This window comes from Bradyrhizobium neotropicale, from assembly GCF_001641695.1.
In the GTDB taxonomy this organism is placed as follows: Bacteria; Pseudomonadota; Alphaproteobacteria; order Rhizobiales; family Xanthobacteraceae; genus Bradyrhizobium; species Bradyrhizobium neotropicale.
The window spans coordinates 1-20,410 of the sequence record NZ_LSEF01000057.1 but is presented as its reverse complement, the minus strand read 5'-3'; the positions used below and the strand labels follow the sequence as shown (position 1 = coordinate 20,410).

General features: G+C 65.2%; 21 protein-coding genes. 10 read left to right on the top strand and 11 right to left on the bottom strand.

The features are described from left to right. Positions 1 to 232 precede the first annotated feature (232 nt). Together AXW67_RS18265 and fliP are read left to right on the top strand one after the other, a co-directional pair. Entirely contained in the window at positions 233 to 1,189 is a 957-nt protein-coding gene (locus tag AXW67_RS18265; RefSeq protein ID WP_063678983.1) for a flagellar biosynthetic protein FliO, read from the top strand. Next, entirely contained in the window at positions 1,186 to 1,947 is a 762-nt protein-coding gene (gene fliP, locus AXW67_RS18260) for a flagellar type III secretion system pore protein FliP (RefSeq protein WP_063678982.1), read from the top strand. Before AXW67_RS18265 ends, fliP begins: the two co-directional genes overlap by 4 nt. A gap of 229 nt (positions 1,948 to 2,176) precedes the next feature. On the opposite strand, the gene AXW67_RS18255 is transcribed toward fliP, so the two are convergent. The 3 genes from AXW67_RS18255 to AXW67_RS18245 form a co-directional block, all read right to left on the bottom strand. Further along, positions 2,177 to 2,413: a hypothetical protein gene (locus AXW67_RS18255; protein ID WP_063678981.1), complete on the bottom strand. Its 237-nt coding sequence runs from the start codon at positions 2,411 to 2,413 to the stop codon at positions 2,177 to 2,179. Between the two features lie 80 nt (positions 2,414 to 2,493). Then, complete coding sequence (locus AXW67_RS18250; protein ID WP_063678980.1) at positions 2,494 to 6,210, bottom strand: tetratricopeptide repeat protein; 3,717 nt, start codon at positions 6,208 to 6,210, stop codon at positions 2,494 to 2,496. 307 nt (positions 6,211 to 6,517) lie between these two features. After that, entirely contained in the window at positions 6,518 to 6,709 is a 192-nt protein-coding gene (locus tag AXW67_RS18245) for a hypothetical protein (protein WP_063678979.1), read from the bottom strand. A gap of 365 nt (positions 6,710 to 7,074) precedes the next feature. Here AXW67_RS18245 and AXW67_RS42765 point away from each other — a divergent pair, with 365 nt between their 5' ends. Beyond that, positions 7,075 to 7,248 (top strand): hypothetical protein, encoded by a 174-nt coding sequence (locus AXW67_RS42765; protein ID WP_156918015.1) that lies wholly within the window; start codon positions 7,075 to 7,077, stop codon positions 7,246 to 7,248. Positions 7,249 to 7,258: 10 nt separating this feature from the next. Here AXW67_RS42765 and AXW67_RS18240 read toward each other — a convergent pair whose 3' ends face one another. The 4 genes from AXW67_RS18240 to fliL are packed head-to-tail and all read right to left on the bottom strand — an operon-like array spanning position 7,259 to position 10,194. Further along, a complete protein-coding gene (locus AXW67_RS18240; RefSeq protein ID WP_063678978.1) occupies positions 7,259 to 8,020 on the bottom strand; it encodes a MotE family protein in 762 nt (253 codons plus the stop codon). 9 nt (positions 8,021 to 8,029) lie between these two features. Further along, positions 8,030 to 8,476 carry a DUF6468 domain-containing protein gene (locus AXW67_RS18235; protein ID WP_027552644.1) on the bottom strand — a complete coding sequence of 149 codons (447 nt, stop codon included), beginning with the start codon at positions 8,474 to 8,476 and terminating at the stop codon, positions 8,030 to 8,032. Continuing rightward, positions 8,473 to 9,675: a flagellar motor switch protein FliM gene (fliM, locus tag AXW67_RS18230; RefSeq protein ID WP_027552645.1), complete on the bottom strand. Its 1,203-nt coding sequence runs from the start codon at positions 9,673 to 9,675 to the stop codon at positions 8,473 to 8,475. Before fliM ends, AXW67_RS18235 begins: the two co-directional genes overlap by 4 nt. A gap of 18 nt (positions 9,676 to 9,693) precedes the next feature. Next, positions 9,694 to 10,194: a flagellar basal body-associated protein FliL gene (gene fliL, locus AXW67_RS18225; protein WP_027552646.1), complete on the bottom strand. Its 501-nt coding sequence runs from the start codon at positions 10,192 to 10,194 to the stop codon at positions 9,694 to 9,696. A 383-nt stretch (positions 10,195 to 10,577) separates the two neighbouring features. Here fliL and flgF point away from each other — a divergent pair, with 383 nt between their 5' ends. From flgF to flgH, 4 genes are read left to right on the top strand one after another with little or no spacing between them, the layout of a single operon-like run. Beyond that, positions 10,578 to 11,339: a flagellar basal-body rod protein FlgF gene (gene flgF / locus AXW67_RS18220; RefSeq protein WP_027552647.1), complete on the top strand. Its 762-nt coding sequence runs from the start codon at positions 10,578 to 10,580 to the stop codon at positions 11,337 to 11,339. 16 nt (positions 11,340 to 11,355) lie between these two features. Next, on the top strand, positions 11,356 to 12,144 hold the full coding sequence (gene flgG / locus AXW67_RS18215) for a flagellar basal-body rod protein FlgG (protein WP_027552648.1): 789 nt from the start codon (positions 11,356 to 11,358) through the stop codon (positions 12,142 to 12,144). A 10-nt stretch (positions 12,145 to 12,154) separates the two neighbouring features. Beyond that, positions 12,155 to 13,282: a flagellar basal body P-ring formation chaperone FlgA gene (gene flgA, locus AXW67_RS18210; RefSeq protein WP_063678994.1), complete on the top strand. Its 1,128-nt coding sequence runs from the start codon at positions 12,155 to 12,157 to the stop codon at positions 13,280 to 13,282. A 3-nt stretch (positions 13,283 to 13,285) separates the two neighbouring features. After that, the gene (gene flgH, locus AXW67_RS18205) at positions 13,286 to 14,050 is read left to right on the top strand and encodes a flagellar basal body L-ring protein FlgH (protein WP_063678977.1); all 765 of its coding nucleotides are present in this window, start codon (positions 13,286 to 13,288) and stop codon (positions 14,048 to 14,050) included. A gap of 470 nt (positions 14,051 to 14,520) precedes the next feature. On the opposite strand, the gene AXW67_RS18195 is transcribed toward flgH, so the two are convergent. Further along, complete coding sequence (locus AXW67_RS18195) at positions 14,521 to 15,300, bottom strand: 2-keto-4-pentenoate hydratase (protein ID WP_063678975.1); 780 nt, start codon at positions 15,298 to 15,300, stop codon at positions 14,521 to 14,523. A gap of 85 nt (positions 15,301 to 15,385) precedes the next feature. Next, positions 15,386 to 16,414 (bottom strand): SDR family oxidoreductase, encoded by a 1,029-nt coding sequence (locus tag AXW67_RS18190; protein ID WP_063678974.1) that lies wholly within the window; start codon positions 16,412 to 16,414, stop codon positions 15,386 to 15,388. A 96-nt stretch (positions 16,415 to 16,510) separates the two neighbouring features. Here AXW67_RS18190 and AXW67_RS18185 point away from each other — a divergent pair, with 96 nt between their 5' ends. Further along, positions 16,511 to 16,921 (top strand): winged helix-turn-helix transcriptional regulator, encoded by a 411-nt coding sequence (locus AXW67_RS18185; RefSeq protein ID WP_201723689.1) that lies wholly within the window; start codon positions 16,511 to 16,513, stop codon positions 16,919 to 16,921. A 280-nt stretch (positions 16,922 to 17,201) separates the two neighbouring features. On the opposite strand, the gene dksA is transcribed toward AXW67_RS18185, so the two are convergent. Together dksA and AXW67_RS18175 are read right to left on the bottom strand one after the other, a co-directional pair. Beyond that, complete coding sequence (gene dksA, locus AXW67_RS18180) at positions 17,202 to 17,567, bottom strand: RNA polymerase-binding protein DksA (RefSeq protein ID WP_085966600.1); 366 nt, start codon at positions 17,565 to 17,567, stop codon at positions 17,202 to 17,204. Between the two features lie 214 nt (positions 17,568 to 17,781). Next, entirely contained in the window at positions 17,782 to 18,393 is a 612-nt protein-coding gene (locus tag AXW67_RS18175) for an NAD(P)-dependent oxidoreductase (protein WP_063678973.1), read from the bottom strand. 140 nt (positions 18,394 to 18,533) lie between these two features. Here AXW67_RS18175 and AXW67_RS18170 point away from each other — a divergent pair, with 140 nt between their 5' ends. After that, on the top strand, positions 18,534 to 18,905 hold the full coding sequence (locus tag AXW67_RS18170; RefSeq protein WP_027552655.1) for a winged helix-turn-helix transcriptional regulator: 372 nt from the start codon (positions 18,534 to 18,536) through the stop codon (positions 18,903 to 18,905). Positions 18,906 to 19,034: 129 nt separating this feature from the next. Next, positions 19,035 to 20,402: an IS30 family transposase gene (locus AXW67_RS18165; protein WP_201723621.1), complete on the top strand. Its 1,368-nt coding sequence runs from the start codon at positions 19,035 to 19,037 to the stop codon at positions 20,400 to 20,402. The last annotated feature ends 8 nt before the right edge of the window (positions 20,403 to 20,410 follow it).

Here is a 20,410-nt window from a genome sequence, read left to right as displayed (position 1 = left end):
GTTCCCGTAATTCTACGCCTCCCAAAAGCCGCATTAACCCAACCGCTTGGCGGCCTGCGCCGAGCCCAAGAAGTCGTTTTGGATCGGGCGATTCATGGGTTATTAAGAGTTGGGGACGGCAAAGCTTGCCGTGGGATGTTAAGAGATCGCAGTTTTGGGGCAATCGGACGCCGGTGGTCGGCGGAACTGACCATGGGTGGCACGCGAAAAGCGCCATTTGCCGGGGACAAGTATGCAAGGTAGCCCGATAACCTTCATCGTCGCGTTTATCGTCGTTCTGGCGCTGATCGGCGTCGCCGCGTGGCTGGTTCGGCGATTCGCCTCCAGCCGGCTCGGCGCAAACACCCAGCGTGGCAGGATGCCCCGGCTTGCCGTGATCGATGCGGCCGCGGTCGACGGCCGCCGCCGCCTCGTGCTGGTCCGGCGCGACAATGTCGAGCATCTCCTGATGATCGGCGGCCCCACCGACATCGTCGTGGAGCCGAATATCGTGCGCGCCGCCCCGAGCCGCGACCAGCTTCCGCAACGCGCGAACGCGGCCGAGCCGCCGCGGCTTGCCCCGATGCCGGACACCAGCGCCTGGGCCGACGAAGTACCGCGGCCCGAGTTGCTCGATCATCCCGAGCCGCCGATGCCGGAACCGCCGCCGCGGCCCGCGCGCCCCTCCTTCGCAGACGAAGTGCGCCGACCTGCCCCTGTGCTGGGCGAGCGCCGCAACGATCCGCTCGCCGGCTTTCCCGAGCCGGTCGCACCGCGCCCCGAGCGCGAGGTGCGTCCCGAGCCCATGCCGCCGCGCGTTGCACGCAGCGAGCCGCCGCTGATGCCGCGCCCGCCGCGCCAGAGCGAGCCGGCGAAGGTGCCGCCGGTGCGCGCCGCTGCGCCGCCGCCTCCGCCTGCCCCGCAGGCTCCGCCCGCGCCGCCGCCGGCTGCTCCCGCCCCCTCGAGCGCCGAGCAGAATCTCGCCGAGATGGCACAGCGGCTCGAGGCCGCCCTGCGCCGCCCGGCCGGTGACAGCGCCCCTCCCGTTGCGCCCGAGCCGCCGGCCGCCCCGCCTGCTCCGCGCGCGGCACGCAGCGAGCCGCCGGCACCACCGGCCCCGCCCGCGAAGCCAGCTCAGGAAAAGACCAGCTTTGAAAACCTCGAAGACGAGATGGCCTCGCTGCTCGGCCGTCCGAAGCCGTCTTCGTGAGGCTGCCGACCCTTCCGCGTAGAGTTCTTTGTCTTTCTGTCCTGATCGGCGCGGCATCGCTCGCGATGCCTGCGCATGCGCAGGACATCAGCATCAATCTCGGTGGTGGTGGTCAGGGTGGCGGCGGCGTCACCGAGCGCGCGATCCAGCTCATCGCGCTGCTCACGGTGCTGTCGATCGCGCCGTCGATCCTGATCATGATGACGTCGTTCACGCGAATCGTGGTCGTGCTATCGCTGCTGCGCACCGCGATGGGCACGGCGACCGCGCCACCGAACTCGGTGATCCTTGCGCTCGCGATGTTCCTCACCTTCTTCGTGATGGGGCCCGTTTTGCAAAAATCCTATGACGAGGGCATCCGCCCGCTCGTCGCCAACCAGATCAGCGTCGAGGACGCGCTGCAGCGCGCCTCGGTCCCCTTGCGCGGCTTCATGCAGAAGAACGTACGGGAGAAGGATCTGAAGCTGTTCCTCGACCTCTCCGGCGAGCCGCCGCCGGCCACACCTGACGAACTCGCGCTGCGCATCCTCGTCCCGGCCTTCATGATCTCCGAGCTGAAGCGCGCCTTCGAGATCGGCTTCCTCCTGTTCCTCCCCTTCCTGATCATCGACCTCGTCGTCGCCTCCGTCCTGATGTCGATGGGCATGATGATGCTGCCGCCGGCAACGATCTCGCTGCCGTTCAAGCTGATCTTCTTCGTGCTGGTCGACGGCTGGTCGCTGGTGGCAGGAAGCCTGGTGCAGAGCTACGGGGGGTGACGGACCGGCGAAGCGCCTCCCGTCCATCATCATCGCGATCGCAAACGCGCATCCTCTCCACAGCCAACGAAAACCTCCGACTTCTCCCCGTCATTGCGAGGAGCACTTGCGACGAAGCAATCCAGACTGCCGCCGCGGAGAGAACCTGGATTGCTTCGCTGCGCTCGCAATGACGGAGGGCGTTGCAACGGCTCGGCCGCGCCATGCGCGGAGCCGAACTCCCGGTTCCCTACCCCTGCAAGTCATATTGCCTGCTGAGGTGATCGCCGATCTGCACCAGCATGGCGACGCATTCGGGAAAGCCTGGCCTGTCGACCGTGGTCTGATCGGCGGCTGCACGGAACTCCCAGCTGTCGCCGTCGCGGATGATCGAGATGGTCATGCCGTCCGGACAGTCGGCATGGACCTTCAATTCCGCCCGCGCCATCGCGATGAGTTCGGCTTCGGTCTTGGCAGGCTTGCTCATTTCAACTCTCTCCCGGCATGAACGCCCACAGGTTGCCGCTTCGATGGGCACCTGTCGAGAGGCCGAAGGTAGCGGGGATCCTACCGCGTCATCTTGATCTGGCGCACGACCGGAATCGTCGGCAGCGAGCCGGTGTGCTCGGTCTCGTCCTTGGCCTGCGGCGCCGCCGGCGCACGCGCGGTGGCGTCGGGGAACCGCTGCTTCATCTCGCGCAGGAAGCCGTCGAGGGTATCGACGCTGGCGGCGAGCTTGGCGATCTCGGCGAATTCGGCGCTGGAGGCTGCAGCCGGCTTGCTCGCGATGTCGAAGGCGAGCCGGTCGGCGCTCTCGCTCATCAAGGGCGCGTATTTCTCGCGAAAGCGTGCGAGGCCAATCGTGTCGTCGGCGAGCGCGTAGCCCACCGCGGCGCGGATCACGTCGCTCTTCTCGACGGCATTGAGCGGCTTGAAGTCGCGGAAGCGGTCACCGTAGTAGAGCTCGATCTGCTCGGCGGACTCGCGCCAGCGCCGCGCCGCCCAGAAGATGTCGGAGCGGAGCCGGATCACCTCGCGCCCGGTGACGTTGGAGACGATGTCGAGCGCGAGATCGTGGCGGCCGACGTCGCTCTGCGCGCGCGCCTCCAGCAGCAGGCGCTGCTGGCGCAGCTCGCCGGAGAGATCGCTGATGCGGCTGGCGCGAAGCGCCGAGATCGCCATGTCCGGCTTGCGATTGGCGAGATAGACCATGGCGAGGCGCGCGGCGACCTGGGCGCGCGCCGCGCCTTCGAGGCGATGATCGACCTGGTATTGCAGGAGCTCTGCGGCCTGGTCGAGCAGATCGATCGAGGCCAGACGGTCGGCAAGGCGGCGGATCAATTCGTCCCCGCGCCGGCCGATCGGCGTCAGCTCGCGGAACTCGTAGAACATGCCGAGCGCCTCGATCGGCGGCAGCTCGTCACCCTTCGGCCCGAGGAATATCTGCGTGAAGAGTTCCGAGGCGAGGTCCTGCGCCTGGCGCGAAGCCTCCGCGTTCGGCTGCAGCTTGGTTGCGATGCGCGCGGCGGCAAGCGCATCCCGATAGCGCCCCATCTCGGCATACATCTTCGCCAGCATCTGGAGCGTCTTCACCTCGATCGAATCGCCCCGCCAGGTCATCGCCAGGATCTCGAGCTCGCGCAGCGCGTCGTCCTTGGTGATCTCGTCGCGCTTCTGCCGGAGCGCGATCTCGAGCTGCTTGGCCTCGGCCGCAGCCTGCCGGTCATCCGAGGCAACCGCGAATTTGTAGTCGTCGAGCGCGTCCTTGTCGTGGCCGAGCGCCTCGGCGAGCCGGCCGCGCAGCACGGCAAAGCCGGGCGCCGCCTCGGGCGGTACGCCGACCACCTCGATCTCGCTGCGGCGCTTGGAGGCGCCGGCATAGTCCTTCACCTCGAGCGCGGCGCGCATCGCATCCATCGTCACGATGCGCTGGATGTCGAGCGGCAGCGAGGCGATGGCGAATTCGACGTTCTTGAACTTCTCGCGCGCATCCGCCCATTTGCCCTGGCGCGCGAACGCGAGCGCCTTCCAGAGCTGCGAATCGTGGCTGTTGCCGATCACGGGATTGGCGAGATCCTTCAGGCCCTGCGCCGGACGGCCGATCAGGATGCTCGCGATCGCATGCATGATCAGCGCGCCGCTCTCCTCCTTGTTCAGGGGATCGCTCAGCATGACGTCGGTGATGGCCTTGGCCTCGTGATACATGCCGCGCGACATGTAGAACTGCGCGAGATCGAGCCGCGGCAGCGAGCGCTGTGCCGGTTCGACGGCCGAGATTGCCGTGACCAGATCGTTCTGACGCGCGATGAAGTTCTCGGACTGGCCCTTGCGCCAGCCTTCCGGACTGAAGATCGGCCGCACTGCGGTCGGCGCGCGCTCGGCGGAGATGTCGACCGGCGACAGCGTCAGGCCGCCCTTCTTGCCGAGGATAACCTTGTCGGACCCGACCTCGACGCCGACCTCGTCGGAATTCGGCCGGATGGCGATGCCGTGCGCGGACTCCAAGAGCGAGAGATCGACGAGATCCTGGCGCTTGATGAAGCCGCGGATCGGGCGCTGCGCGGTGACGACGTAGAGCGTGTCGCCGGCGTCGGGATCGGCGAGCTTGTGCAGATGGCCGGGGCCAGCGAAAGGGATCGCGATGTTGGCAAGCGCCGGATCGGTGATGTTGCGCGAGATCATCAGCGGCAGCGGCGTCGCCTGGATCTTGTCGGCGAGCGTCAAGAGCCAGTTGGTCTCCTTGCCAACCTCCTCGCTCGTCAGCGAGTAGACCAGCGGACGGGTGAGACGGATGCGGACCGCCTGTCCCTGGTCGAGCGGAAGGCGGCCGACCTCGCCGATCATCGCACCGCCCTTGGCACGGATCGCCTCGACGTCAATCGGCTTCGGGGAATCGAACACCAGCCACACAGTGTCGCCGCGACGGAACGCCGCCGCGGGAGACGAGACCTGAAGCGGAAACGTGACGCGCAGACCGTCGCTGTCGCGCCGAACGTCGACGCTGGCCGCGGCTGCCTGCGGCGCTGCCGGAGCCTCGGCAGGCGCGGCCTTGACGGGCTCCTTGGCGCTCTCCTTGACCGGCTCCTTCGCGGCCTCGTTCACCGACTCCTTGGGCGTCTCGACAACCGCTGGAGTTGCCGGGGTATAGGGAACTGCCGGTGCAGCAACTTCGGCGGTGGGCGCCACAGGCTTGGGCGCCTCCGCAGCGGGCGGCGCTTCGACAGCTGGCACGGCGGGTACGACTTCCGGCTTGCTGTCCGGCTTGATCTCGATCCTGGCCTCGCGCGCGATCGCCTCTGACGTCGGCGGCGTGATCTCGCGATGGGTCTCCTTCGGCTTCTCAGCCGCGGGCTTTTCGGCGGCAGGATGCGCTCCATGCGCAGCGACAGGCTTGGCCTGCGCGATCACCGCCTCGGGCGTCGCAGCGGCCTTGCCCTTGTCCGCCTGGAAGGCGACGTCGACGACGTAGTTCTTCTCGTCGCGGAACGAGTGGACGTCGGCATCGCCAATCAGCACGATGTCGACGGTGGTCTGGTCGATGTCGGCCTTCTGCTTGATCGAGGCGACGTTCGGCGGCGCGGCGACGACCGCATCGGCCAGGTCGAAATTGAGGTTGGCGTTGAAGGCGAGCGTGAGCTTCTGCTCGTTGAGCACCGAGGAGACGCCGACGCCGTCGGGCATCTCGAACACGAAGCGTACGAAGGTCGGCTGCACCGAGGCGCGCACGCGGATCGGCGGACGCTTCTTGGTCTCGGCCGCGGCCCGCTGGGCGCGCAGCGCACGCTCGGCGACCCGCGCGCGCTCGGCCAGCTCCTTGACCACGTCCATCGGCAAAGGCGGCGGCGCTCCTTTCCAGCCCTCCGGCAGGAGGTCGATGAAGGTCCGTTCGCCCGCATTCATGGTGTTGACGGTGACGCGCCGCGCCAGCGACAGCCGGATCGCTCCGCCGTCGGGATCGCGGCGGGCGGAGTTGACGTAGTCAGGCGCGCCTTCCGGGACGCGGTCGACGGGAACGTCGACCGGCCGGTCGAAGCGGATGATGAGGATCGAGCCGGCGGTCGTCACCTCGGAAGGAACATCTTCACCGAGCTTGATCACGAGACGGGCAAAGCCGCCCGCGGCCGAAAAGGTCGCCTCACCCCGGATCGGATCGGCCGCTCGGGCCGCGCCGGTGCCGATCAGGAGACAGGCCGCCAGCATGGATGCCTTGCGGACATGACGCGGCAAGGCTCGCGCCAGGGCGCGGGCTCGCGACACAAATCCAGCGGCGGCCTTCTGCGCCATTGGCGGCATTTCTTCCGGGTTCGACAGTCCTTGCCGGCAATGGCGCCGGCCCGTGCCATCGACTGTAGGTTTTGCCAATTAAGGACTTGTTAATGCTGTCTTGACGAATTGACTTGGCAGTGACTTGGCGCAGCGTTGCGACGCCCGGCTGTGAGCTCAAGCGTTGGCGCATCGAATCTGCGGAACCGGCGCTTAAGGGGTTGTTAACACTCTGCCGTCGCGCGCCCGGACACCGGCCGGATGGGCCGCCCGGTCGTCATGACATCGCGGGGTGATTGCAATCCGCGGCAAAGGTGCGAAATATTCTCTAATTCGGTCTGCGGACGAGATCCGCCGCGGCGGAATGCTCCTGCGACGAAAGCTCGCCTTCGGCTTCCTCCAAGGGCAGCATGATGTGCTGATGGGTCAGCGTGGCTGTCCAGGCGTACGTCAATGTGACGATAAGCAGACGGTTGACGGCCTCGATCGCGCGTTCCGCTGCGGACGAGCACTGGTTCATTGCTCCCTCCCGCGACGCTGATTGCGGATACTTCACCCTAAGATATTCCGTTCAAGGCAAGTGTATTCCAGCTCACAATTGCACGCGTCAACTCATCGCATCCCTACAAGATGAAGCTCGCGATCACCGCAGCCGCAGCGTGAATTGCTGCGCACGGCAAATTCATGCGGTTGCTGCGCGCGCCCGCACAACCCCGGATTCGTTGCGGACAATGAGCGACTCAGACTGCATTGACGATGTCGCCGCGACGCAAATTCGGATTGGTCAGCTTGGGGGGTCGATCGATGCGCGGAGAAGCCAACTGCATTGTGTGCAGCAGGGCGAGAGCACTGGTGGCCATTGTTCCAGTGTCTCGCGGATATGCCATGAAGCTCTACGAATGCGCCGATTGCCACAGCACGCTCAATCTCGTGACCCGAGTCACGAAGGCGGCGGTTGCCAGGCAAAAATTGAAGACGGCGCTTCCCGGCAAGACGTTGCTCAACTTGACGACTGCGAGGCTTGCCGCACAGAGCGGTCAGCCGCGGCCGGCGAAGTAGACGCGCGACGTCAGTTCGGCTTTTGCGTCGGCTTGCCATCGATCTTGGGGAGATCGGCCGCGGAAGCGGCCTGATCCCCGCCGCCGTTGGCACGGCGCGCCATCTCGACCGTCAGCCGCTCGGCGGCTTCCGGCGACATCAGTCCCATGATGTCCGACATCTTTCGCGGGGCGATCTGCGAGGCGATCTCGATCAGCACGCTCATCTCGAGCCGATCGAAGACCCGCGCGGCATCCTTCGGCTTCATGCCCTCATACATGGTGACGAGGCCTTTCATGCGCTGGGCCTCGGCGGCCTTCTGCTCGGCCGCGGTCGCGGAGATGCGGGATTCCACCGCCTTCATCTCCTCGACCTTGGATTCGATGCGCTTTTCGGCCGACTTCAGCAGGCTCTCGCGGATATCGATCTCGCGCTGACGGGCCTCGATCTCCTGGCGGCGCGTCTGCAACCGTTCGAGGATCGCCCGCTCGGAGGCCGAGACCTGCGGCTGGGCCTCCTCCGGCTTGATCACCGCGCCCTCGGGCCTGGTCTCGGGCGCGGCGGGCTTGGGGGCCTCTTTCGGCGCCCCATGCGTCGATCCCGTGATGTCAGGATCCTCGCGCCCGGTCGGGAAATTCAGATTCTCCTGCGCCCAGGACTTCTTGGTCGGTTTCGGCTGGTAATCGAACACATAGCCGCCGTTGATCACGAGGCCGGCCACCTTCAGCGTGGCGAGACCTGCGACCGCAATCAGGACGACGGGAATGACGCGGATATTACGAAAGGACTTCATTCCTGCACTTTATGCGGCCAGACCATTGGACTTCCTGCGCTCGGAGAACGCTTCGGCCGCCGCCGCCACCGCCTTCGCCGAGGACGGCTTGGCCACCGGCGCGGCGATCGTTTCCGGATTGGTCACGGGGCGCGCGGCGATCGCGATCTTGGAGAGGCGGCGCACCACGTTGTCGGCCTCGCCGAGCTGCTTGTAGAGCTGGTCGGACATCTGGGTCGCGGCGGCGAGCTGGCTGCCGAGATTCTCGTTGACGTCGCGCACCGCGAGCTTCAGCCCGCCGATCGCACGCTCGGCGATCTCGGTCGCAGTGATCAGCTCGGCGATAACGGCCTTCAGCGAATGCTCATCCGCCTTCAGCCGCGTCAGCCGCTTGTTCAGCAGGATGCAGTAGCCGATCGTCAGCATCAGCAGGATAGCCACCAGCGTCTCGATCGCCATTCCCAGGGAGTGGTTCATGGGGCCTCCATCATCTTGTTCTGTTCGTCCACCTTCTCGAACATCGCAAGTGTCGTACCTGGCTTGCGCAGGGGTTTCGTCACGCGGATCGCGACCCGGTCGCCGACCCGCCCCATCCGCCCCTCGGTGAGCATGACGTTGCCGCAGCGCACGCTCACGTTGGCGTCTGCGCGCATTTCGAGCGGCAGCGTGTCGCCGACCTTCAGCCGCATCAGCTGCTTGAGCGGAATGTCGGCCTCATAGAGCACGGCATCGACGGCGATCTCGGCCTGCGCAATCTCGGTGGCGAAATGGCCTTCCCAGATCGTGTCGCGGCCGAACTTTTCGCCCATGAACATCTGGAGCAGGACGCCCCGGATCGGCTCGATGGTCGCGTAGGGCAGCAACAGCTCGATATTGCCGCCGCGATCTTCCATGTCGATGCGCAGGCGCACCAAGATCGCGGCGTTGGCGGGCCGGCTGATCGCGGCAAAGCGCGGATTGGTCTCGAGCCGATCGATCGTGAAGGTCACCGGCGACAGCGGCCGGAACGCCTGCTCGGCGTCGGTCAGCACCACCTCGACCAGGCGCTTGACCAGCTCGGTCTCGATCGTGGTGTAGGGCCTGCCCTCGATGCGGAGCTGGCTCGTACCGCGACGGCCGCCGAGCAGCACGTCGATCATCGAATAGATCAGGTTGGAGTCGACCACCGCCATGCCGAAGTTTTCCCACTCCTCGGCCTTGAACACCGAGAGCACGGCCGGCAGCGGGATCGAGTTCATGTAGTCGCCGAAGCGCACCGAGGTGATGCGGTCGAGCGAGACTTCGACGTTGTCCGAGGTGAAATTGCGCAAGGACGTCGTCAGCAACCGCACCAGGCGGTCGAAGACGATTTCGAGCATCGGCAGACGCTCGTAGGAGACCATCGCCGAATCGATGATGGCGCGGATGCCGGAATGGTCGTCCAGCGTGACGTCGCCGACCGCGAAGCCGAGGAGATTGTCGATCTCCTCCTGCGACAGCACGCGTTCGCCGCTGTTCTTGCCGGTGCCGAGATCGCGGCTGCCGTCCTCGACCATGGCCGCCCATTGCAGGGCCATGGTCTCGGATAGTTCGTTCTCGGCAGCAGCCTTCGCGGCCTCCGCGGGATCCTCGGAATCAAGCGAGGCCTCCCATTGGGCGGCTATGGCATCCTGGTCGACTTGATCGTTGCCCGCCATGGCGCTAGCCCATCAGCCTCACTGTACCACGACTTCCTTGAACAGCACCGCGCTGACCTGAATCGGCGCGACCGCTGCGTTGACGCGCTTGGTCAACTCCTCCTTGAGACGGAAGATGCCGGCGGAGCCGTTGAGGTCGGAGGGGCGCAGTTCCCGGACATAGGTCTGGAAGATGTCGGTGACGCGCGGCATCGTCGGCTTGATCGCCTCGATCTGCTTCTCTTCCTTCAGCTCCAGCACGATCTTCAGCCGCAGATATTGCACGCGCTCGCCGGGTGCGCCGGCGAGGTTGACCATCATGTCGGGCACATCGACGAAGGCCGGCGGCTTCGGCGGAGGCGCCGCCTCGGCATGATGCTCGTCGTCCCCGTGGCGGAAGAAGAAGAACCAGGTCGCGGCACCGCCGCCGAGGACAGCGAGCAGACCGACGGCCATGATGATCAGCTTGAGCTTGTTCTTCGGGGCAGCGGCTTCCGCGCCCTCAGCGGCTGCGCCGCCTTCCGCTTCGTTCTCTGCCATGGTCGCCGGGCTCGCTCATCTTAACGGGTCGTAAGAGCGAAGCCCCCTGGCAGACAGTGACGCGATACAAATGCCCCAGCGCAATGCGCTCCTCTTACGTGCAAACGCTACGGTAATAATGGTTAACGGAACCTTTCGATCGGCCCGTCGCTAGGAAAAATCTGCCGGGCAAACATGGTCAACAGAACCTTTCTGCCGCCTCCCGGCGCCGGCGAAAAATTCACAAACCATTGTAATCAAGCGATTTTCTGAGTTGGCACGGCTTTCGCTGAGAAAGGGCCGAGACCCGACGGTTTGGGAGAGCCTGATGGTCTCGTTCAAGGGGTCCGCCAAGGCGCTTGGGAGAGCGACGAGGCAGGCCTCAATCAGGGGAGAACCATCCGATGCAGAACGCGCTTCTGATCGGCCTGTCACGGCAGATGACGTTGGAACGGCAGATGGATGTCATCGCCAACAACGTCGCCAATGCCAATACCAACGGCTTCAAGGCCGATCATTCGCTGTTCGAGGAGTTCCTCAACTCGAACGCGCATGAAGACAATTTCCTCGGGTCCGACCGCCGGGTCTCCTATGTGCAGGACCGCGGCACCTTCCGCGACATCGGCCAGGGGCCGATGGAGGCGACCAACAACCCGCTCGACATGGCGATCAACGGCAACGCCTATTTCGCCGTGCAGACCAATGGCGGCGAGAGCTACACCCGCGACGGCAAGTTCTCCCTCAACAACACCGGCCAGCTCGTCACCTCCGACGGCAACCTCGTGCTCGGCACCGGCGGCCCGATCACCTTCCAGCCGACCGACCACGACATCAACGTCGCCCCGGACGGCACCGTCACCGTGCTCGAGGGTACGGCAAAGACCGATTCGATCCGCGGCAAGATCCGCATGGTGTCGTTCGACGATCCGGCCAAGCTGACCAAGCTCGGCGCCAATCTCTATGGCGCCGGCTCCGCCACCCAGCAGGCCGACACCAAATCCACCGTGCAGCAGGGCTACATCGAGAAGTCGAACGTCAACGCGGTCGGCGAGATGAGCCGGATGGTCGAGGTGATGCGCAGCTACACCGCCATCGCCAACCTGCTGCAGCAGCAGAGCGACCTCCACAAATCGGCGATCGAGAAGCTCGCCGACGTTCCGGCCTGATTAGGGGAGAACTGACATGCAGGCGCTTCACACCGCAGCGACCGGAATGGCGGCACAGGAACTCAACGTTCAGGTGATCTCCAACAACATCGCCAACCTGCGCACCACCGGCTTCAAGAAGCAGACCGCCTCGTTCCAGGACCTGATCTACGAGCACGTCCGCCGCGTCGGCGCGCAGTCGTCCGACCAGGGCACCATCCTGCCGGTCGGCGTCGACATCGGCGGCGGCGTCAAGACCGTCGGCACGCCGCGCAGCATGACGCAAGGCACGCTGTCGCAGACCGGCAACGACCTCGACCTCGCGATCTCGGGCGAAGGCTTCTTCAAGATCCTGATGCCCGACGGCACCTACCAGTACACCCGCGACGGCACCTTCCAGATGGACAACCAGGGCCGCATCGTCACCGCGCAGGGCAACCCGGTGCAGCCGACGATCACGATCCCGAACAACGCCTCGGGTCTCACCGTCAACGTGCAGGGCCAGGTCTCGGTGACGCTGCCGGGCTCGTCGAGCTCGACCATCCTCGGCCAGATCGGCCTCACCCGCTTCATCAACAAGGCCGGCCTGCAGCCGGTCGGCAACAATCAGTTCACCGAGACGCCCTCCTCCGGTCCGCCGCAGGACGGCACCGCGACCGCCGAGGGATACGGCAACATCACGCAAGGCAGCCTCGAGCAGGCCAATGTCGACGTCGTCTCGGAGATGAGCGACCTGATCGCCGCCCAACGCGCCTACGAGATGAACGCCAAGGTGATCAGCGCCGCCGACCAGATGATGCAATCGACCACGGCACTGTTCCGCTGAGGTGATGACGATGCTCCGCACGACGCTTGCCACCATCTCCATCCTCGCCGCGCTGGCGCTGCCGGCGCAGGCCGCCGACGACGGCATCGCGGCGCCGACGCTGCGCGCGAGCGTCACCGTTACCTCCGACGTGGTGCGGGTCGGCGATCTCATCGACAACGCCGGCTCGGCCGCGCTGATCCCGGTCTACCGCTCGCCCGACCTCGGCACCACCGGCGCGCTGCCGGTTGCGCAAGTCCTCGCGGTGCTGCGCGCAAAACAGGTGATCGGCGTGATGACCGGCGACATCAAGGAGGTCTCGGTCACCAGGCTCGCCCGCACCTTCGCCAACAAGGACCTCGAGCTTGCAGTCGCCTCGGCGCTGGAGCGCCGCTTCGGCCTCGGCGATGCCGCCAACATCACCGTGACCTTCGACCGCGGCGTCTCCGAGCTGCGGCTCGATGCCTCCAACACCGGCGCGCTCCAGCCGGTCGCGACCCGCTACGATGCGCGCAGCGGCCGCTTCGACCTCAGCTTCGAGATCGCCAACGACAACAATCCGGCCCCGACCAAGCTGCGCTTCACCGGAACCGCGATCGAGACCGTCGAGGTCGCCGTGCTCACACGCGACATCGAGCGCGCCGAGCTGCTCAAGGCCTCCGACCTCGCGCTGGAGCGCCGGCCGAAGGCGGAGGTCATCGGGGAGCCCGCCTCGCGCGACCGCACCGTCGGCATGCAGCTGCGCCGTCCGATGCGGGCCGGCACACCGATCCGCGTCGCCGACATCGTCAAGCCCGACTTCGTGCAGCGCGATCAGAACATCACCATCATCTACCAGGTGCCCGGCCTCTACCTCACCACGCGCGGCAAGGCGATCGAGAGCGGCGCCGAGGGCGACACCGTCAGCGTGCTCAACCTGCAATCCAAGCGCACGCTGACCGGCGTCGTGACCGGCCGCGGCCAGGTCACGGTGCAGGGCGCGAGCCAGTCCGCGCCGATGGCGCCGGCGGTGGAGCAGACCTCGTCGCTCCAGCGCGAGACACCCGCGGCCGCAGCCCTCGCCCAGAGCCTGATCCAGACGCCTGCCTCCCCGGCCCAAATCGCACAAGCCCAGATTCCGCAAGTTCAAGTCTCGCGCGCTCCAGCCAAGTCAGAGTAAGTCATGTCCGCTTTCAGTTCCGCTGCCCGTCTCCGTCGCATCGCGATCTCCGGCCTGCTGCTGGCAATTTGTGCGCTTGCAAGCGGCTGCTCCTCGATCGATCGGCTGTCGCAGATCGGCGAGCAACCAAAACTGTCGGCGATCGACAACCCGACCACGCAGCCCGGCTACAAGCCGGTGCAGATGCCGATGCCGAAGCCGGAAGTGGTCTCCTATAATCCGAACTCGCTGTGGCGGAACGGCAGCCGCGCCTTCTTCAAGGACCAGCGCGCGCACCAGGTCGGCGACCTCCTGACCGTGACCGTGAACATCACCGACAAGGCCAACATCGCCAACGAGACCCAGCGCAGCCGCACCAACAAGGAAGACTCGGGCATCACCGACTTCATCGGCGCTAAGACGGTCACGCAGCCACTGAAGATCCTGCCCGGCCGCATCCTCACCGCCGACGCCACCGCCTCCAGCGACGGCAAGGGCTCGGTCAATCGCCAGGAGGCGTTACAGACCAACGTCGCCGCGGTCGTCACCCAGGTGCTGCCGAACGGCAATCTCGTGGTCGAGGGCAAGCAGGAGATCCGCGTCAACTACGAGATCCGCGAGCTCGTGGTCGCCGGCATCGTCCGCCCCGAAGACATCCAGAGCGACAACACCATCGACTCCAGCAAGATCGCGCAAGCCCGCATCGCCTATGGCGGCCGCGGCCAGATCATGGACGTGCAGCAGCCACGCTACGGCCAGCAAGTCATGGACGTGCTGCTGCCCTTCTAACCTCTCCCGAGCTCCCACATCGTGTTCGCGAACCTAGGCGCGAACGACGATGTACTACGCGGCCCTCGCTAGCTCCCCTGGCGAGGGCCGCATGTATTTTGCGAAGGCAGCGATGTCGAGCGCTCGACGAATTCCGGCAATAGAAACCTTCCGGGATTTAGTGAGCTCCTTCACACGGAACTTGAACACGCCGGCGTAAGCTCAGCATTGTTTAGCCGAGTGTCTGCGATGGACGAAGAATTCTGCCGGGAGCGTCTCAGGACCGTCCGGGAGCTTGCCGAGACGGCCGATCCCCTCATCAAGAAGCGCCTCATGGATTTGGCCCGCCATTACGAGCGGCGCATCGCGATCGGCGCACGGGAAAGGGAGGCCCCGGGATCAGAGCCGCGAGGATCACAGGGCCAGCTCTTGGTATCGACGTCGAAGCCACGCCCCTGAAGCGCGATGGGTGCCGCGGAGATGTCGGCCCCTTAGCTGAACTCTGCCTCCACCACGCCCAGCCCCTCCAGCTCCATCCGCACCTTGTCGCCGGGTTTCAGCCACAGCGTCTTGACCAGACTGCCTGTCAGCACGAGCTGGCCGGCATGCAGCCCCTTGCCTTCGGCGGCGAGGTGATTGGCGAGCCAGGCGAGCGCGTTGTGGGGATGGCCGAGCACGTCGGCGCCGGTGCCGCGGCTGACCTCCTTGCCATTGACGATGGCGCGGCCCTTGACCGCTTTCAGGTCCGCCATGGACGTGCGTTCGACCGACGGTCCCAGCACACAGCCGGCGGCGAAGAAATCGTCCGCGATCAGCGTCGGCGCGCCCATGCTCTCCCACTCCACGTAGCGGTCGTCGACGATCTCGATCGCGGGGTGATAGGCCTCGACCGCCTCGCCGACCCATTCGGCCGTGAAAGGCGCCTCGCCGGGCGCAAGGTCGCGCTTCAGCCGCACCGCGATCTCGCATTCGACCCCGACGCGGACATAGTCGGACGCGGCAAGCTTCACGCCGCTGTCGTGCACGACCTTCTCGAACACGCCGCCGCCGCAGGGGTGCGGGATGCCGATATACTCCTGCATCACCTGGCTGGTGCAGCCGATCTTGTAGCCGACGAGCGGGCCGACCTGCTTGAGCAGGAGATCATGCAGCGCGCGCTGGACCTGATAACCCTCAGCCTCGTCGGCCGGTGGAACCTCCAGCGCCTTGAGTGGTGCATGGTTGCGGCGCGCCTGCGCGATCGCCTTTGCGGCTTCGAGAATTCTATCCATCGGCGCCGCCCTCCCACGCTACCCTACTGTGCGACGCACTTCAGCATCCCCGCCCCGGCCTGACAAGCGCAGGTGGTGCCAGGCCTCAGGCCTTGACCAGGCCGAGCCGGATCAGGCTCTCAGCCGTGCTGAGGATCGCCTCCTCATTGGAGCGCGGCTGCCAGCCAAGCAGCCGCCTCGCCTTGGCGCTGGTAGATTTGCGGACCTTGCCGAGCATGGGCACGACGGCGCGCAGCAGGGGAACACGGCGCGCGGCCAGGCGCACCACCCAGTCCGGGGCCTGCAGGCGTGGAACCCGGCGCGCCCGCGGCCCGAGTTCCCGGCGTAACACCCTGGCGATGTCGAGAACCGACAGCGTCTCGCCGGAGACCGCAATGAAGCGCTCGCCCTTGGCCTCCGGCGCGGTCATGGCGCGCAGGTGTAGGTCGACCACGTCGCGCACGTCGACCAGCCCGAAATAGATCCGCGGCACCGCCGGCATGGCGCCGTCGAGCAACGACTTGATGATCTCGATCGAGCCGGAGAAGTCCGGCCCCAGCACGGGGCCGAAAATGCCGGTGGGGTTGACGACCGACAGTTCCAGCCCGCCGCCCTCGCGCGCGACGAAATCCCAGGCCGCCCGCTCGGCCAGCGTCTTGGACTTCACGTAAGGCTGCACATCGGCGTCATCGAGATTGGTCCAGTCGGTCTCGTCGAACGGCTTTTCGCGCGGCGGATGACCGTAGCCGATCGCGCCCAGCGACGAGGTGATGACGACGCGTCTGACGCCGGAGTCGCGCGCGGCGCGCAGCACCCGGAGCGTGCCGTCGCGGGCCGGAATGATCATCTCGTTCTCGTCCTTCGGCACGCTGGTCGACAAAGGTGAGGCGACGTGCAGCACGTAATCGCACCCCTCGACCGCTTCGCGCCAACCGTCATCTTTGGTGAGATCGGCCGTAAAGAACGACAGGCTTTCGGGCGAAGCCGCCCCGCCCTCGCGCAGCATCGCTGCTACATCAGCCTTCCGATCCGGCCGGCGGACGGTGGTCCGCACCGCATGGCCGGCTGCCAGCAATTGCAGGACGGCATGGATGCCGACGAAACCAGACCCGCCCGTGACCAGTACAGTGCTCATGTCGCAAATCCCTCGGTCGTCCGGGCCGGCAAATTCATGTCCGCCAAGCCCTGCTACCGGCCGCATCTGGTCACTATCTCCTTGGGAACAAGTAGAATGAAATTCGAGACCGGTATGGAAAACCTGACTGCGGCGCCTTGCGACGGCGATTGCGACTGCAGCCCTGACCCGGCGCAGCTTGCCGAGTTCAAGCACGCGATCCATGCGCTCGGAGGCAAGTGGAAGTTCGAGATCCTGTTTTCGCTGATGAACGGAACCATGCGCTTTGGCGCGTTGCGGCGCTCGATCGCCGGCATCACTCAGCACATGCTGACCACGCAATTGCGCGAATTGGAGCAGGATGGCCTGGTGTCACGCACCGCCTTCGCGGAGAAACCGCTACGGGTCGAATACGAGCTGACGGAGGCGGCCTACGGCCTGTTGCCGGCGTTTAAGGAATTGTTGAGCTGGTCCAGGGTTTATGGGGGCGCGCGCCTCGCGGTCTCGCAGGCGACGCCGGAGGCGTGATTTGCGGCGATGTGTGAAGCCGCAGAACAGCCGCCTCAACCGCCGAGTCGAACTCATTGACCCGACTCGCAAAACCTCCCGCACCTGAAGTGAAGGCTGTTTCTCATGTGAACTCACGTGAGTTCGCAGGAGTTGAGTCTAGGCCATTGATCACGATTCATTTTTCGCGATCGCGACCCGGCACTGGAACGTTCGGCTTCGACCTGCAGGCAAAAGACCAGTCACGGCGCGAAGCTGCGCGTTCGTGTCAAAAAAAGAGCCGCACGCGGCGGCTCATCTTTTATTCGTCGCGATAGACCTTCTCGCGTTTCTCGTGGCGCTCCTGCGCCTCCACCGAGAGCGTCGCGATGGGCCGGGCCTCGAGCCGCTTCAACGAGATCGGCTCGCCGGTTTCCTCGCAATAGCCATAGGTGTTGTCCTCGATGCGCTGGAGCGCGGCGTCGATCTTGGCGATCAACTTGCGCTGGCGGTCGCGGGCGCGGAGTTCGATGGCGCGGTCGGTTTCGGACGATGCCCGATCGGCAAGATCGGGGTGGTTCACGTTCTCCTCCTGCAGAGCCTGCAGGGTGAGCTTGGACTCTTTGAGGATCTCATCCTTCCAGGCGAGGAGCTTCAAACGGAAGTACTCCTTCTGCCGGTCGTTCATGAAAGGCTCTTTTTCGGTCGGTCGGTAGTTTTTCAACTTTTCCAAGGGCGGCCTATCTTTTTAAGCAACGACTCGCAACGAAACGGGTCCGTTGAGCCGGGCCTTATATAGCGGCCTCCTGTGACAGACAATATTTCCCTGAGCATGCAGTTACCGCCCCCAAGCCCTTGCACAGGAACGTTTATCCGGAAGAGCCCGGGGGCGGCCGCGGGGCTCAGTAACCGACCGTGAAACGCCGTTTCAGATGAGCCGGACGCTCGATCTCATCGGCGAGCGCGATGGCGTAGTCGGCGAAGGTGATCCAGCTTTTCCCGTTCGCATCTGCGAGAAGCTGATCGGTCCCGAGCCGGAACTTGCCCGTGCGTTCCCCTTCAATGAACAGTGCGGAGGGCGAGATGAAGGTCCAGTTGAGGCCCTTCTCTTGCCGCAGCAGGTCGAGGAACACCGAACCTGCCTCGGCCTCGGCCTTGTATTGGGCCGGAAAACCGGGGGTTGTGACCAGCTTCACGCCAGGAGCAACTTCGAGGCTGCCGGCGCCGCCGACGACGAGATAACGACCGACCCCGGACGCCTTGGCTGCGCCGATCAGCTTGTAGGGATCGCTGGCCAGGAAGTGCACGGAACTTACCGCGACGTCATGCCCGGCGAAGAGCTTGGTCAGGCCGGCCTGATCGAGCACGTCTCCCTTGGTGGGCGTGACGTTCGGCAGCGCAGCAATCTTCTCGGGGTTCCGGGCAATGGCGGTCACGCTATGACCGCGGCGGGACAGTTCCTTGGTGATCTCCGACCCGGCCCGGCCCGAGGCGCCGGCAACAGCAATTTTCATGGAAGGCTCCTTTGCTTCTGTGGTAACTGACGGAGACTAGATATCGCAAAGAATGCTGGTGTTAAGAGAGCACTTTGTGCTTACCTGATTACGCAGGAGTAACCGGCGACAGTAACCGGACCAGAGCGCGAGGAGCGGAGATGAAACCCGACGTCTATGCAGCCAACTGCCCGACACGCCAGATCCTCGATCGCGTCGGCGACAAATGGGCGGTGCTGATCCTGTTGCTGCTGCGCGAGGAGCCGATGCGCTTCAATCAGTTGCGTCGGACGATTGAAGGCATTTCGCAGAAGATGCTCAGCCAGGTTCTCAAGTCACTCGAACGCGACGGACTGATCAAGCGCCACGCCATAGCAACCGTGCCGGTGACGGTGGAGTATTCGATCACCCAGCTCGGCCTGACGCTGGCCGCGGCAGTCGATCCCTTGCGCGATTGGGCCGAGCAGAATCTGAAAGACGTGCTCGCCGCCCAGCGCCGCTACGACGCGCAGCAGAAGGAAGAAGCGGCGTAAGCGCACGATCAAGCGAAGCAAAGCGCCGCCGCGAACACCCGTCGGTCATGTCCCCGGGCTGAACACTTGACCGGGGCATCCAGGGCGGATTCAACCGCTCGTCGCAACACTCGAGCAAAAGAGGTTGCGATGGAGAAGCGTGTGCGGACAGATCGTCCCCGAGAGGTCCTACGAGAAGATTATAGACCGTTCTGGACTGCGATTGCCTTGGGGCGATCGAGCGGGGATGCTGCGGTTGAGGCCGGGGTGTCGCCGTCGGTCGGAGTACGCTGGTTCCGGAGGGCGGGCGGTATGCCGCCAACACATTTGTCGCGATCGTCCAAACCTCGGTCGGAGCGCTACCTGTCGTTCGCCGAACGTGAGGAGATTGCCATCTTGCGCGCGCAGGGGCATGGGGTGCGAGCCATCGCTCGTCAGCTCGGCCGGCCTCCATGCACGATCTCCCGTGAGCTCCGTCGCAATGTGGCGCGCCGCCATGGCGCTCCAGAGTACCGGGCGACCACGGCACAATGGCATGCTGATCAGTCCGCCCGACGGCCCAAGTTTGCGAAGTTGGCAATCAACCCGACCCTGCGGGATTATGTGCAGGACAGGCTTGCCGGTATGATCGCTAAGCCAGACGGGGCGCTCCTCGTTGGCCCGAAGGTCGTGTGGAAGGGCCGCCGGGCGGTGCATCGGCAAAACCGACGCTGGGCGACGGCATGGAGCCCGGAACAGATTTCTCGGCGACTTCGGCTCGACTTTCCCGAGGATGAGACGATGCGCATCAGTCACGAGGCAATTTATCAGGCCCTTTATGTGCAGGGTCGAGGAGCTTTGCGCCGTGAACTGACGGCCTGCTTGCGCACTGGGCGGGCCTTGCGGATGCCGAGGGCGCGCGCCCGCAAAGGCAGAAGCTTCATTCCTTCCGAGATCATGATCAGTCAACGTCCGGCGGAAGCTGCCGATCGAGCTGTGCCGGGTCACTGGGAAGGTGACCTCATCATGGGCCTCGGTAGTTCCGCGATCGGCACTTTGGTGGAGCGCACGAGCCGTTTTACCATTCTGCTGCATTTGCCGCGCATGACCGGTCAGGAACAGGATGCTCGCGTGAAGAATGGACCTGCACTCGCCGGACATGGCGCTGAGGCGGTGCGAGACGCCATCACCCGCGCAATCTTCACCATGCCCGAGCGACTGCGGCGGTCTCTAACCTGGGATCAAGGAGCTGAGCTGGCTCAGCACGCGCGTCTGAAGATCGATGCAGGCGTGCAGGTCTACTTTTGCGACCCTCACAGCCCGTGGCAGCGCGGCACCAACGAGAACACGAATGGGTTGCTGCGCCAGTACTTTCCAAAGGGGACGGATCTCAGCATGCACGATGCCGATGATCTGGAGGCCGTGGCTCTTGCACTCAACACAAGGCCCCGCAAAACCCTCGGCTGGAAAACACCGGCAGAAACCCTCGACGAATTGCTCCGAGTGAGCGATACACGGAGTGTTGCGACGAGCGGTTGAATCCGCCC